Source organism: uncultured Phascolarctobacterium sp. (assembly GCF_905212365.1).
Lineage (GTDB): Bacteria > Bacillota > Negativicutes > Acidaminococcales > Acidaminococcaceae > Phascolarctobacterium_A.
This window is the reverse complement of sequence record NZ_CAJMEH010000055.1, coordinates 1-15,123: the sequence shown is the minus strand read 5'-3', so window position 1 is coordinate 15,123 and position 15,123 is coordinate 1. Positions and strand designations below refer to the sequence as shown.

14 protein-coding genes are annotated in these 15,123 nt (G+C 35.9%); 13 read left to right on the top strand and 1 reads right to left on the bottom strand.

Annotated features, from left to right (window positions below; all coding sequences use genetic code 11):
- From QZ105_RS08440 to QZ105_RS08395, 10 genes are all read left to right on the top strand, one after another.
- Window positions 1-1,306, top strand: a 1,306-nt coding sequence (locus QZ105_RS08440) for a glycosyltransferase family 4 protein (RefSeq protein WP_293729482.1), incomplete at its 5' end; no start/stop codon positions are given.
- A gap of 3 nt (window positions 1,307-1,309) precedes the next feature.
- Complete coding sequence (locus tag QZ105_RS08435) at window positions 1,310-3,076, top strand: alginate lyase family protein (protein ID WP_293729481.1); 1,767 nt, start codon at window positions 1,310-1,312, stop codon at window positions 3,074-3,076.
- Between the two features lie 21 nt (window positions 3,077-3,097).
- Window positions 3,098-4,318 (top strand): nucleotide sugar dehydrogenase, encoded by a 1,221-nt coding sequence (locus QZ105_RS08430; RefSeq protein ID WP_293729480.1) that lies wholly within the window; start codon window positions 3,098-3,100, stop codon window positions 4,316-4,318.
- An 81-nt stretch (window positions 4,319-4,399) separates the two neighbouring features.
- Window positions 4,400-5,401, top strand: a complete 1,002-nt coding sequence (locus QZ105_RS08425; RefSeq protein WP_293729479.1) for a glycosyltransferase — start codon at window positions 4,400-4,402, stop codon at window positions 5,399-5,401.
- 2 nt (window positions 5,402-5,403) lie between these two features.
- On the top strand, window positions 5,404-5,823 hold the full coding sequence (locus QZ105_RS08420; protein ID WP_293729478.1) for a hypothetical protein: 420 nt from the start codon (window positions 5,404-5,406) through the stop codon (window positions 5,821-5,823).
- A 29-nt stretch (window positions 5,824-5,852) separates the two neighbouring features.
- On the top strand, window positions 5,853-6,839 hold the full coding sequence (locus tag QZ105_RS08415; protein ID WP_293729477.1) for a hypothetical protein: 987 nt from the start codon (window positions 5,853-5,855) through the stop codon (window positions 6,837-6,839).
- A complete protein-coding gene (locus QZ105_RS08410) occupies window positions 6,805-8,028 on the top strand; it encodes a hypothetical protein (protein WP_293729476.1) in 1,224 nt (407 codons plus the stop codon). Before QZ105_RS08415 ends, QZ105_RS08410 begins: the two co-directional genes overlap by 35 nt.
- A gap of 17 nt (window positions 8,029-8,045) precedes the next feature.
- Complete coding sequence (locus QZ105_RS08405; RefSeq protein WP_293729475.1) at window positions 8,046-9,329, top strand: oligosaccharide flippase family protein; 1,284 nt, start codon at window positions 8,046-8,048, stop codon at window positions 9,327-9,329.
- A 17-nt stretch (window positions 9,330-9,346) separates the two neighbouring features.
- Entirely contained in the window at window positions 9,347-10,444 is a 1,098-nt protein-coding gene (wecB, locus tag QZ105_RS08400; RefSeq protein ID WP_293729474.1) for a non-hydrolyzing UDP-N-acetylglucosamine 2-epimerase, read from the top strand.
- Window positions 10,445-10,480: 36 nt separating this feature from the next.
- Entirely contained in the window at window positions 10,481-11,221 is a 741-nt protein-coding gene (locus tag QZ105_RS08395; RefSeq protein WP_293729473.1) for a hypothetical protein, read from the top strand.
- A gap of 83 nt (window positions 11,222-11,304) precedes the next feature.
- On the opposite strand, the gene QZ105_RS08390 is transcribed toward QZ105_RS08395, so the two are convergent.
- Complete coding sequence (locus QZ105_RS08390; protein ID WP_293729472.1) at window positions 11,305-12,105, bottom strand: PD-(D/E)XK nuclease family transposase; 801 nt, start codon at window positions 12,103-12,105, stop codon at window positions 11,305-11,307.
- A gap of 222 nt (window positions 12,106-12,327) precedes the next feature.
- Here QZ105_RS08390 and QZ105_RS08385 point away from each other — a divergent pair, with 222 nt between their 5' ends.
- The 3 genes from QZ105_RS08385 to groL form a co-directional block, all read left to right on the top strand.
- Complete coding sequence (locus QZ105_RS08385; protein WP_293729471.1) at window positions 12,328-13,473, top strand: DUF4143 domain-containing protein; 1,146 nt, start codon at window positions 12,328-12,330, stop codon at window positions 13,471-13,473.
- A 195-nt stretch (window positions 13,474-13,668) separates the two neighbouring features.
- Window positions 13,669-13,956: a co-chaperone GroES gene (gene groES / locus QZ105_RS08380; RefSeq protein ID WP_293729470.1), complete on the top strand. Its 288-nt coding sequence runs from the start codon at window positions 13,669-13,671 to the stop codon at window positions 13,954-13,956.
- Between the two features lie 49 nt (window positions 13,957-14,005).
- On the top strand, window positions 14,006-15,123 hold a 1,118-nt coding region (gene groL, locus QZ105_RS08375; protein ID WP_293729468.1), incomplete at its 3' end, for a chaperonin GroEL.

Below are 15,123 nucleotides of genomic sequence, written 5' to 3'. Positions count from 1 at the left end.
GCTGGTATGTGAAGAACAGGACGCTGTGGATGGACATGAAGCTGCTGTGGCAGACGGTGGGCGTGGTATTGATGAGAAAGGGCGCGAAGTGATGAATATACTATATTTTTCTCAATTTTATAATCCAGAGCCCATAGCTGCTGCTTTTAGGGCAACAGATAATGCAAAGCATTGGGTGGAGGAAGAACACAAAGTAACGGTCTTTACAGCTTTTCCTAATTATCCTACGGGGAGAGTATTTTATGGATACAAGGTATCCATGCTTAACGTGAAAACAATCAATAAGATAAAAGTAATTAGGAGTAAGCTTATCGTAAAGCCGAATACCTCTATGTTTAATAGACTGGAAAATGCTTTGAGCTTTTTTGCTTTTGGCTTATACAATATTATTTCTAAAAAAAGAAAAATAGGTAAGAATTTTGATATTGTTTTGGGAACGTCTGGAACAATTTTTACAGGTATTCTAGCATGGATATATACAGTTTTATATAAAGGAAAATTTGTCTTTGAAATTCGCGACATAACATATAAGCAATTGATGGCCACAGGCAGAAAGGCAGACTCTTTGCCTGTGAAAGGCATGCGCTGGCTGGAACTATTTTTATGCAATAGGGCGGCGAAGGTAGTAGTAGTTACTAATGGATTTAAAAAAATTTTGTGTGCCGACGGTATACCTGAGGATAAGATTTTAGTAGTTACCAATGGCGTTGATTGCAAATTTTCTAACCGTACTTGCACGAAATGGTTGACTTTAAGTTATTTTGGCACGTTAGGCATATCTCAAAATATAGTTGGCACATTTAAATATGCTAAGTATTTACATAATATTATCGATGATTTCAACTATTTGATTATAGGTGAAGGAGCTCAAAAAGATGATATAAATCAAAGTATCGTTGATTATAAATTAAACTACATTACTCTTTTACCAGGAATGAGTTCTGAGAAATTGGAGCCTTATTATGAAGATACTGAGATTTCCATAGTAACATTAAACAAAAGCGAGGACTTTAAATATACTATTCCCTCTAAGCTCTTTCAAATTATGGGCAGAGGAATCGCGGTGCTATTTATTGGCCCGGAAGGAGAAGCTTCTGACATTGTACGCCAATATAATGCCGGGATAGTTTTAACTGGTACCGAAGAGGAAGACTTCGAAGCGCTTCGTAAATTTTTTTCGGAAGCAGATTGGCGTGAGCAATTAAAAGAAATGGGCAGCAATGGCTATAAAGCTGTGGCTGAACATTATTCGCGTAAAGTATTGGCAAAAAAATATCTGGATATTTTTGAGGAGCTACTAGACTAAATTATGCTTTCTATGAATAAAGCTGTGTTAATTTACGATACTGTAAAATACATGACTTGGCGCCAATGGCGATACAGATTGTATTATGGTTTGCGTAATTTGTTCATAAAGAGGAAAGTTAAATATAGAAATGATATCAAAAAAGTCCATAGATTAGGCTATTTGTATAGTAGTAATAAAGCTAATTATAGCAGTCTCTATGAGGCTTCCGATATATTACAAAACATTTTCTCAACAGTAAGTGGAAAGAAGGTCCTTTTTCAAGAAGAAATTGATTGGGATTTAAAAAATGATTCTTATAGATTAGCCTGTTTTAGGCTGAATGCTTTCAAATGGTTATTGTGCTTATCAGACGCGTTTGTGCTGACAGGTAACCAAGAATATATTAATAAGGGATTTAGTTTGATTTTAGATTGGCAAAAATGCAATGGAAACCTCATTAGTGGAGATAAATGGAATCCATATGTAATAGCGGAAAGATTAATGCATTGGATTGGTTTTATATCCATTTATTGTGAAGATAATAATTTATTACTGGAATATGGCAATTGGATTTATGCACAGGCTTCAGAATTAAAGAAATCAATGGAATTTCAATTAGGGTGTAATCATTTATTAAGTGAAGCCAGAGCGCTTATGTATGCTGGAGCATTTTTAAAAGATGCCTATTTATATAATTATGGGCAGGAGGTACTTTTAGAGGAAATAAAGGAACAATTTCTTGCAGATGGGGGGCATTATGAGCGTAGTGTTTCATATCATGTTGAGTCGCTTCAACAGTGCTTTGAGGCTGCTGTTTTGATGGATGAACAAGAAGATCCAAAATATGAAAACTTGAAAAGTTTGTTGTTTCAGCCTTATTTATATCTTAATTCTATGATTATGACGGATGGAAATATACCGTTAGTAAATGATGCTGCGATAGATTATCCGTTTTTAGCCAGTGATTTTTTGAATACAGCGTTATATTTTGGCTGGAAAGCAAATAATGCAGTAAGTGGATCTTATTCTTCAAGATGGAATTTAGCTTGTAGAAATGAAGATAATTTAGGCACACAAGAGTTTTTTAAAGAAACAGGTTTCTTTAAAGGTAATTTTAATTTTGCTAATAAAGCAGTATCTTTATTTTTCGATGTAGGTAATAATGGACCAGATTATAATCTAGGACATACTCATGCAGACTCTTTAAATATATTGATGACTATTAATAAGCAATGTATTTTGGCAGACAGCGGAGTTTTTACTTATAAGCCTGGTACTGAACGTAATACTTGCCGCAGTACAGCAGCCCATAATACGGTAGAGATAGATGGAATGAACAGCTCGGAGATATGGAGCGCTTTTCGTGTTGGCAAGAGGGCCTATACCAATATAGAAGAATTCAGGGAAGCTGAAAATACGACTATTATTACTGCATCTCATGATGGGTATGAAAAGATGCTTGCCTATTCGGTTAAGCATAGCAGAACATTAAAAATATATAAAGATAAAGCTATTATTGAAATTATAGATACATTTGATACATCATCAAATAATCATACAGGAATAATACGTTTTCACATAGGATGCCGATGTAAAGTGCAAAAAATAGATGATATGAGAATACAAATAGATGATGATTGTATTTTTGAATTTTCAGCGCCGGTGGAATTACAGCAATGTAAAATTGCTGCTATGTTTGGTAAATTAGAGGATACAATTTGCTTGACTTCTAAATTTACCGTTGAAGATAGTTGCCAATATAAAACTGTGATTAAAATATTAAATTGACGATTTACAGGAGGAATGAAAATGGTAAATGTAATAGGACTGGGTTATATCGGATTACCGACGGCGTTGATGATGGCCGCTCATGGTATTGAGGTAGTTGGCACAGATTATAATAAAAAATTAGTAAGTACATTAAATGCTGGAAAGACTACATTTAAAGAAGATGGACTTGATGAGTTATTTGATGTGGCCGTGAAAGCTGGTATTAAATTTACTACAGAATATCAGGTTACTGATACATATATAGTTTCAGTGCCTACTCCGTATGATAAATTTAGCAAAAAAGTGGATGCGTGCTATGTAGTAGCGGCAGTAAAAGATGTTCTTAAAGTATGTCCTAAGGGAGCTACTATTGTTATTGAATCTACTATTTCTCCGGGAACAATTGATAAATTTGTAAGACCTGTTATTTCTGAAAAGGGTTTTAATATTGGACAAGATATCCATCTTGTGCATGCTCCTGAACGCATTATTCCCGGCAACATGGTTTATGAATTGCTGCATAATAATCGTACTATTGGCGCTGATGAACCGGAAGTGGGTGAAAAGGTAAAGCAATATTATGCGTCTTTCTGCCAGGGGAATATTGTAGTTACAGATATCAGAACTGCCGAAATGACTAAGGTGGTGGAAAATACCTTCCGTGCCGTAAACATCGCCTTTGCTAATGAATTAGCAAAAATTTGCCGTCATGATAATATGGACGTCTATGAAATTATTAAAATATGCAATATGCATCCTCGCGTTAATATTCTACAGCCCGGACCCGGCGTAGGCGGGCATTGTATCAGCGTTGATCCCTGGTTTTTAGTTGGTGATTATCCGAGTTTGGCTAAGGTGATTGACGAATCTATGAAAACAAACGATGGCATGCCAGATTTTGTGTTGAATCGTATTTATGAAATCATGAAAGAGAAGGGCATGGCAGATATCACTAAAGTTGGGTTATATGGACTTACATATAAAGAAAATGTGGATGATATGAGAGAATCGCCTACTTTACAGCTTTTGGAAAGCCAAGAGCGGCATTTGGCAAATGGGTTGAAGGTATATGACCCATATATTACTGATGACGTAGTTGCTAACCAGTATCATGATTTTAATACTTTCTTAAATGATATTGAGATGATCGTTATTATGGTTTCACATAAAGAAATTATTGATAATATTGGGAGATTAAAGGATAAAGTAGTTTTGGATTGCCGTAATGTTTGTGATTTAGAGGGAACGTATAAGATTTAAACATTAAAAACAGCATATGTTTTACTGCTTATAGTAGAAAATATGTAACAAACGGCACAAATACAGAGAGCGTGATTTGATATGGTATATTATATTGGTAGATTTCCGCCGCCATACGGAGGAGTAACAGTAAAGAATAATATGTTATTTGGCTTAATAAAGAAGAGTATTAAGCTTATAGCGATTGATACAAATTACTTACGGTTGAGTAAACCATTGAATGTATTGAGATTTTTTGGAATTACTTTTTTCAAAAATGAGCCATTTGTAATAGGAGTTAGCGGCAAAGCTCAAAGACTACTTTCTATGTATTTTTATTATGGTAATAGAAAAACTATGCGGAAATCCATTTTAGTAGTCATGGGGGGGCAATTTGCTAATATTGTTGCCGAAGATAAAGCATATCAAAAATACATAAGCTGTTATAAAAAAATCTACGTTGAAACAAATAGCATGTTGGAAAATTTAAAAGAAGTGAAGATTGATAATGTAAGCTTATTTCCTAATTGCCGTCAAAAACCGGACTTTGAAATTAAGGTGCGTGAAAATACAGGCAGGTTACAGTGCGTATTTTTTTCAATGATTTATCCTGAAAAGGGAGTAGAACTTGTATTGAATGCAGCCAAGCGACTTCCTTTAGTGGATTTTAGCTTTTGGGGTGATGTCAGAAAGGACTATAAAGAAAATTTTCAAAAAGCTATAAACAGTTTGAAGAATTGCACGTATTATGGAATCTTTAAAAGTAATGGTAATAATGTATATGAGCTATTGAATCAGTATGACCTTCTTCTGTTTCCTACATTTTATAAAAATGAAGGTGTACCTGGTATCCTTGTAGAGGCTAAATTTGCAGCGCTTCCAGCTATTGTAAGTAATTTTGCTTATAATGCAGAGTTAGTAAGAAATGATGAGGAAGGAGTTGTAATGCAAGAAAATACTGCGGATATGTTGGTTCATGAAATTTTAAAATTAGATAATGATAGAACACGGCTTAAAAGATATAAGGAAAGAACTTTGAGGTTTAGTGAAAAATTTATTATTGATAATTATATTGATGATATTGAGAGAGAGTTGGATAGATAACTATGAATGCTATAAGCTTTTACAGGATAGAACGCTGGTTGTATTTACATAATTTAATAATATTTGCCAAAATAATTAGGGGGGTAATATTCTTCCTTTACAATAGCTTTATACCATATTCTTGCCTGATAGGCGCTGGAACAACATTTGGTTATAAAGGCATGGGGGTTGTAATTCATTCCAGAGCAGTGATAGGCAAAAATTGTAAGATTGCGCAGCAAGTAACAATCGGTGGCCGGTCTGGTATTTATGAGGTTCCTGTAATAGGGGATAATGTATACTTAGGTGCTGGTTGTAAAGTACTAGGAAATGTAATTATAGGAAATAATGTTGTTGTTGGAGCAAATGCTGTAGTTATTCGTAGTGTACCAGATAATGCAGTTGTGGCTGGAGTTCCGGCTAAGATAGTGAAATATGTATGAAAATAAATGTAATAAAATTTGGGTGAAATATGTTTTGGATTAAGTTTTTAAAAAGTAATGATATAGTAACAGGGTACTATTTAAATATCATAAAGAGTGCACTAGAAAAAGCAGGGGAAAAGGTCGATAACAGTTATTCTTGGGAAAAAATTAAAATAGGTCGTGACGATATAGCTGTAGTTGCTCATCCATTAGATGCACTCAAGATGGTATTAGGGCAGCGCAAATACTTTTTGTGGTGTCAAGGTATATGGCCTGAGGAAAGCTACTTGAAGCATAACAGTAAATTGAGACTTTTTGTGTTGAGTTTTCTTGAAAAATTAGCTATTATACATGCTTCGTATCTTTTTTTTGTTTCTGAGCAAATGAAAAATTTCTACGAAAAAAAATACCATCTGAGCTTTAAGAATAATTATTATATCATGCCCTGCGTAAATGATATTATTCATGAAAAGTCTTTTAGTAATGAAAAGTATAAAACGAATATTTTTTGTTATGTAGGAGCATTATCAAAATGGCAATGCTTTGAAAAAACCATAGAATTATATAAACAGATTGAAGATAAGTACCCCTCTTCAAAATTAATGCTTTTAGTTAAGGATAAAGAACAAGCAATTTTATATTTAAAGAAATATAAAATAAAAAATTATGAAATTGATTTTGTTCCTGTGAGCGATTTACCTAAAAAACTTTTATCAGTGAAATTTGGCTTTTTATTGAGAGAAAATGATCCGGTAAACCATGTTGCCACGCCAACTAAACTAATGACATATTTGGGAAACGGAGTTATACCAATATATAGCAATAGCTTGAGTGCGCTGAATGGCTTTTTAAGTAATACTAGATATAAGGTATGCTATAAAAATGATAATGATATTTCTGCAATAGAAGAAATGATGCATATGGATATTGCGTACTCGGAAGTTAAAGCAGAATATATGCAAATTTATGATGATAACTTCAATAAGGAGAAACATATTCATGAATTGTCAAAATTTTTTAGAGAAAGGTATTAGATTAGAGCGTTTAAGCAGCGTAATTTTACTTTTTATCTTATGCTTGAGCGCTGCTAGAACTCAACATGATGTATTTACAATACCATTTTCTGCCTTACTGATATTGTTAATATTTATTGGTATAACTTTTAAAAATAAAATAAACACGTCTTGCTTACAAAGCAATACTATATTTTTGCTTACCTTATTGTTTTGTCTGCTGTTACAAATTATTGGTAATAAATATTACTTCGATGTTATTGAAGCAAGCAAAGCTATTATTATATACTATTGTACAATTTTAGCTTGTTCTTTGATAATAAGTAATGATACAAGTTGTATACAGTGGAAAATAATTAATTGGTTTTCTTTTATAAGTGCGGGAACAATCATATGTCAATATTTCTTTTATAAAATTGGTATAAGATTAGACTACATGCCGGTTTTGAAAGAATTTGTTTTTAATGCTTGGGAATTTGATTATGCGTTTAGGCCATGTGGACTTTTTTCCGAGCCTTCGCATTTTGCTGAATTAGCATTAATTAGTCTATATTATTTTTTCTTTATAAAATTTTCGCTTTATAAAATTTTGATTATATGCTTAGGATTAGTATTATCAACATCTATGTTGGGAATTTTAGGAATACCATTGATAGTATTAGTTTATATTGCATATCCATCGTTGAAAAGGGCAAATGATGTGAGACTAATGGCGATGAAGAAATTTATTGTTGTTTTATTTTCTTTAATGTTTTTAACTATGGTATATTTCTATTTTATAGCAGATTATTCGTGGTTAAACGAAAGAATTATGGCGGGAGGTACGGCAGGAAGTAGAATATTTAGATCTGTAGAGATACTTACAAGGTTAGATTTTTTTGAAGCCCTGTATGGTATAGGAATGCAAAATCAAGCGCTTTATCTGAATTATATGGGCATAATTTTAGAAAGTGATGCTTTTGATACAATAGAAAATAGAGAGTATGCTCAAACATTAGGTTATATATTATGTACTAATGGAATACTAGGATTTATGGCTTTTCTATATCAATTTGTAAAAATATTCATTTGTGCGGACAGAAGAACAAGAGTATTTATAGGTTTGTTTTTAATTATATGCTTTACTAGTTGTGTTTTAACTAGACCAATATTTTTAATATATTTAGTAGTATTATATAATTTGCATGTTTATTCCGAAGAAAACACTTAAATACAAAGGATATATATATGAATTTTAATGATACAGTAATAAAAAGATGTTTCGATGCCATCTTCTATGGAGTTGGAGGAGCTATTGGTTCAAGAATTTTGATGGTACTTGCTAATATTATAGTTTCTCGAATTTTAGGCGTGGAAAATTTTGGACAATATTCTTTTATAAACAATACAGTAAATTTGTTTATAACATTTTCTGGGTTAGGTTTATCTGCTACCTTAGTAAGGTACATTTCTGCGAATAAAGATAATAAAATTATTCAAGGCATATATATAAAAACATTAGGTGGATTTTGTATTGCTTTATCATTTGTGTTTTCTGCTTTTTTGTTTATATTATCGAGTTATATATCGTATTATGTTTGCGAAACTAATGAGTTGAGTTCATATTTTAGAATAGTTTCAGTAAGTATTTTTTTCGCTAGTATGGCTAATATTGAACAGAGCATAATGATTGGTTTTGAGCAATTTAAAGTTTCATCATTAATTCAGATAATAAGATGTTCACTCTTCTTACTGTTAAGTTTGATAATGACATTGAAGTGGAAATTAATGGGAGCTATATATGCTATGAGCTTTACATATATACTTCTGTATTTCATATCGTTGATGATTAATACTTCATATTATAAGAAAGAAAAAATTATATTAAAATATTCTTGGGATGAAGATATAAAGAAATCAATTATAAATTTCTCAATTCCATCGTTTGGTTCTAGTATTTTTGTAGTTCCTGTAAATTGGGTGTGCAATGCAATGTTAACAAATAGCTGTGGGTTTATGGAAATTGCATATTTTACTATAGCACAGCAATGGATGACATATATAACATATATACCATCACAAATGGGGCAATTGCGGCCTATTTATACAGATTTATTAATTAATAAACAAATTAATAAGCTGAAGAGAATAACTATAAAAACAACGCTGATAACTACTGGAATAGCGCTTGTAGTTGCTCTGGTTTTGTCAGCTTTTAGTGATTTGATATTAAATTTATATGGAAAGGGGTATTTAGAAGGTAAAGCCACGTTTATAGTAATGTTGTTTACTGCAGTGCTTTATACTATGCAAGTACAAACAGGATTTATTATACAGGCAGCAGGTAAAATGTGGTTGGGTTTTTTAATTAATGGTATATGGGGGATATCGTTGCTCTTATTTTTCAAAATGTTTATTGCATATAATTCATTAGGGTATTCTATTGCTTATTTGAATTCTTATATATTAGTTTTTTTACTCCAGTATTATGTATATAAAAAAATCATTTCTGCTTATAGCATAAATAATTGATTAGAGGTGTTGTTTATATGAAAAGAGTATTGGCCGTTTTTGGAACTCGTCCGGAAGCAATCAAAATGTGTCCTCTGGTGAATGAACTAAAAAATAGACAGGGATTTGATGTGAAGGTCTGCGTTACTGGTCAACATCGCCAGATGCTGGATCAAGTTTTAAAGGCTTTTTCAGTTGTACCGGATTATGATCTTTCTATTATGAAAGAAAGACAGACTTTATTTGATGTTACATCTAATATTCTGGTTAAGATTAGAACAGTACTCGAAAAGGTAAGCCCAGATATCGTTTTAGTACACGGAGATACGACTACTACTTTTGCAACAGCGTTAGCTTGCTTGTATCTGCAAATACCAGTAGGACATGTTGAAGCTGGATTACGAACATATAATATATATTCTCCTTTTCCGGAAGAGTTCAACAGGCAAGCTGTAGGTATAGTGGCAAAATATAATTTCGCTCCTACAGAGGTTTCTAAAAATAATTTACTTAGAGAAGGAAAGAAGGCAGAAAGTATTTTTGTTACTGGTAATACTGCCATTGACGCTTTAAAGACTACAGTAAGAGATGATTACTCTCATTCAGAATTAGACTGGGCTAAAGGAAGCAAGCTGATACTTTTAACTGCCCACAGGCGAGAGAATTTGGGCACTCCAATGCAGAATATGTTTAGAGCAATTAAAAGATTAGTAGATGAGCATGATGATTTGAAGGTCATTTATCCTATCCATATGAATCCTTTGGTGCGCCAAACGGCTAATGAGATTTTTGGCAATGATGATCATTTTCATCTTATAGAACCATTGGATGTTTTGGATTTTCATAATTTTATGGCGAGAAGCTTTCTTATCTTGACTGATAGTGGAGGTATACAAGAGGAAGCTCCTAGTTTAGGAAAGCCAGTATTGGTAATGCGTGATACTACCGAAAGGCCAGAAGGTATTGCAGCAGGAACATTGAAGTTAGTTGGAACAGATGAAACTGTAATATATTCTGAATTTAAAAGGCTTATTACAGATAAAGCTGTATATGATGCTATGGCGCATGCGTCTAATCCCTATGGCGACGGGTTGGCATCAAAAAGAATAGCTGATGTTTTAGAAAGAATGGAATAAATACGGTAAAGATGTATATAGATTGGAAGTGAAAATATGCTGGAACAACAATATCATTATGAAACTAAATTTGTTGCATTTGTGGATATTTTAGGCTTTAGAAATAAAACTAATGCAGGAGATTTGATGAAACAGCCAGTCCACGAAACATTAGATATGATTCATAAATTTATGGATTTAGAGAAATATCTTAATAAAAATAATAATGAATATTATTATCGGTTTTCAGACTCTATGTTGTTTTCTTTTGATCAAAAGTATTTTGATAAATGTATAGGTTTGATTGCTTATTTACAATTTGCTTGTGCGACAAAAGGATTCTTTTTACGGGGTGGAATTACATATGATAAAATTTTTGATCGTAGCAGTTTCTTCTATGGTAGGGGATTAAATAGAGCTTATGAACTGGAATCTGCAGTAGCTTGTTATCCAAGAGTTATCTTAGATCCATCATTAAGTATAAAGGAAGAAATACTTACTGTACATAATGAGGATTATGATGAAGACCATAATATTAGTCTTGGAGAGCTATTTAAACAGGATTTTGATGGCTGTTACTATATTGACTTCTTACATAAGCATGAAGTTGAGGTATTACCTGATGTAAATTTTAAAGGCATTAGCTATTTAAAAGGAAATTATAAAGAAATTGAAAATGGTATATCTAAAGAATTGAATGATAGTATTAATGCAAAAAACAGTAATTTAATAATTAAGTATCAATGGCTGAGTGAATATTACAAACAATTTAAAGATAGATCAAAACATATACAGTGAAACGATATAAACAAGGCAAAATTTATAGCAAAAAGGACGGCCTGCGCCGTCCTCTAGCGTTCAATATGAAGTTGTGCCGTAGGTTATATGCGGATTGCTTGAACCTGCTCTAAGGTGAGATTAGTAGCCTTGGCTATAGCTTCATCACTCATTTCTCCTAGCTTTTTTAAATTTTGAGCTATTTCGTTTCTGCCTTCGCTTTTACCTCTGGCAAATGCGCTGCCGGATTCTACTAAATCATTGATAATTTTGCACATAGTTTGCACTCCTTCCTCGGTTTCCTTCAAATATTTCACACGTTCTTGCAATTGTTTATAATGCATATCGCTGGATCTGGTGCAGAAAAAATCGTGCATCAGCCTGCTTAGCGCTGTTTGGTCATAACGGCAATTGCCGTTGACATAGATAATGTGGGAGCCGTCGTTAAAATTAGCTCCGCTTTCTTCAATTTTACGCTCGATGTGGTAAATAGGCCGTCCTTCGCCTAAGATATCGTCCTGGGTAATAAAGATTACATAGGTTTCAAAGAGCTTATGGTAATCGGTACCTTTGGGAAAATGAGCGGTATCGACAACGCCGCCATAGTAACGGGCGCGCTCAGGCGAAGCTCCTTCGCTGGCGCTTTGCACTTCTACGTTGAAGTACTTTCCTGACGCATCTTGGGCAAGTAAGTCCAGCTGCGCGGAATGTCCGTAAAGGTTACTGACAACATATTGACTTAAGGCTTTTACCACTTTAATTTTATCATCTTGCAGGATGATACGCAAGAGAAGCTCAGCGGCAGGAATATTGTTTTCAAAGGCCTTGCGCATAAAGAAATCGTCGATAAGACGCAGGCGCGCAATAGCGTCGAGATATTCCGGCTTAACAAATTCGTTGGGCATACTTTCATCTCCTATTATTAAAATATTGGATTTGAAAATACATAAGCGGCTGCATGCCAGTAAAACAAAAAAGCAGTACCGGCGTTCTGCAAAACAGAACGGAGATACTGCTAAATAGATACCGTAAGGTACCGTCCTACTTATGTGATTTTCAAATAAATTATACCATGATATAAAAGTTAAGGCAAGCATTAATATTAATTTGCTCCGGAAAGGATAAACATGAAAAATTTAGAGAAGAAGATCCGCGAATTGCAACAGAAGGATAAGCTGGTAATACTGCGACATTGCGGCGGCAGCGGACAGCAAGCTATACTTGACGCTTTAACGCAGAATTATACCGCTGTGGATTTGTCTTTGCCTAATCTGCGTTTGCAGGCGCAGCAGAATCCGCAGCTTTTTCTTAAAAGTTTGCCGCAGGCTGCATATTTAATTAATTTGCAATGCGCACCGTATTTATTGCCGCATATCTTAACCGGAGCTTTGCCATTATCAAAGCTTATTGGCAGCTGTACGCAAAGCTATTATTTGGCGCTTGGTGGGCAAGAGCAAGTAGTTTTTGTGGACCTGCCGCTTTCTGTTGGCGTAGGCGATGCGGAACCGTTTGTGCCGGAGGCAGCGCGCTTGCGGGAGCTGGCGGTTTTTGGGAAGAACACTGATATTACTGCGGCTATTTTGCACTGCCGCGCCGTTAACAATGCGGCCGCTTATGTGCGCCGCGTGCTGCAGCAGGATATTATGGAGCGCACTACGGTAAGCGACGAGGTAAAATTTTACCGCTTTTTGTGCGCTGTGGCCAGTATGGCGGGCTGTGTGGTTAATTATACGATTTTGGCCAATAATGTGGGCATAACTGCGCCTACGGCCAAGCAGTGGCTACAATTTTTAGCGGGTACGGGTTTGATATATTTGCTGCAGCCGGTGGATTGTATTGCGGGTAAACGTTTGGTGAAAGCGCCCAAGGTGTATTTCAGGGAAACGGGCGTTGCGGCGCATTTATTGCAGCTGCACGACGTGACGGCTTTGGCGCAGAGCGTGTATTTGAAAAACTTGTTGGAAAATTATACGGTAAATGTTATTCGCGAAAGCTTTTTGCGGCAGGGCGAGCTGCCGGATTTACGCTTTTACAGGGATTCAAATAATAAGGAAATCACTTTGCTTTTGGCTTGGCACGGTAAATTATATCCTTTATATGTTACGTTGGATAAGTTTTATGGCAATAAGTTGGGCAAGAACGCAGAAATTGTACGTCCTTATGCCGAAGGCAAAGGATTGGTTTTGCAGGCGAGCTGCGTTTTTACTTTGGGTGGCGCTTGCGAACAGGTCAACAATGAATTGTGGCAAGTAGGCATAGAATTATTGGTTTAGATGAAGGGCAAGTGCCGGAGCAAGTACAAATTTGCGACAAATTTGTAAAAAAGTTGCTTTAGGTACTTGCTTTTTTTCGCGTTATGGATATAATAGTAACTGTGATTAGCACTCGGATAAAATGAGTGCTAACAAAAACAAAACTCTCACTCATTAAGTAAGCAGTAATAAAAGTACTCGAAAGGAGTCATTGAAATGTTGAAACCATTAGCTGATCATGTTGTTGTAGAACCTGTTGTGCAAGAAGAAAAAACCGCCAGCGGCATTTTCCTGCCGGATACCGCCGTTAAGGAAAAACCCCAGCAGGGTAAGGTAATCGCCGTAGGTATCGGCAAATATTCCGACGCCGGTAAATTGATTAAACCGGAAGTTAAGGCCGGCGACGAGGTTGTCTTCGCTAAATACAGCGGCACTCCCATTAAGCATCAGGGCAAGGATTATTTGATCCTCAGCGAACGCGACATTCTGGCTATTATTGAATAATCTGTTGTTATAACATTTATTGACGTAATTATCAAAGGAGCGATATACAATGGCTAAACAAATTCTGTTCAATGAAGAAGCTCGCCGCAGCCTGGAACGCGGCGTTAACGCTTTGGCTGACGCAGTTAAAGTTACTCTTGGTCCTAAAGGCCGCAACGTAGTTTTGGAAAAGAAATTCGGCGCGCCGACTATTACTAACGACGGCGTTACCATCGCCCGCGACATCGAGCTGGAAGACCCGTTTGAAAACATGGGCGCTCAATTAGTTAAGGAAGTAGCTATCAAAACCAACGACGTAGCAGGCGACGGCACTACTACCGCTACCGTTCTGGCACAGGCTATGGTTAACGAAGGTATGCGCAACGTAGCCGCCGGCGCTAACCCCATGGTACTGAAAAAAGGCATTAAGAAAGCTGTCGACGTACTTGTTGACGAATTGAAAACCGTTTCCCAAAAGGTTGAAACCAAAGAAGCTAAAGCGCAGGTTGCTTCTATTTCCGCAGCCGACGAGGAAATCGGCAATTTGATTGCCGACGCTATGGAAAAGGTTGGCGACGACGGCGTTATTACCGTTGAAGAATCCAAAACCATGGAAACCTGCCTGGAAACCGTGGAAGGCATGCAGTTCGACCGCGGCTACATTTCTCCTTACATGGCTACCGACCCGGATAAGATGGAAGCCGTACTGAGCAATCCGTACGTATTCATTACCGATAGAAAAATTACCATGATTCAGGACATTATGCCTGTTCTGGAAAAGGTAGTGCAAAGCGGCAGCGAGCTGTTGATTATCGCTGAGGACGTAGAAGGCGAAGCTTTGGCAACACTGGTTGTCAACAAGCTGCGCGGTACCTTCAAGGCTGTAGCCGTTAAGGCTCCCGGCTTTGGCGACCGCCGCAAAGCAATGCTGCAGGATATCGCTATCCTGACCGGCGCTACCGTAATCAGCGAAGAAGTTGGCCGCAAGTTGGACAGCGCCAGCCTGGCAGACTTGGGTCGCGCAGGTCAGGTTCGCGTAACCAAGGAAATGACTACTATCGTTGACGGCCAGGGCAATAAAGAGGAAATTGCAGGCCGCGTAGCGCAAATCCGCGCGCAAATCCCCGAAACCACTTCTGAATTCGATAAGGAAAAATTGCAGGAACGTTTGGCTAAACTGGCTGGGGG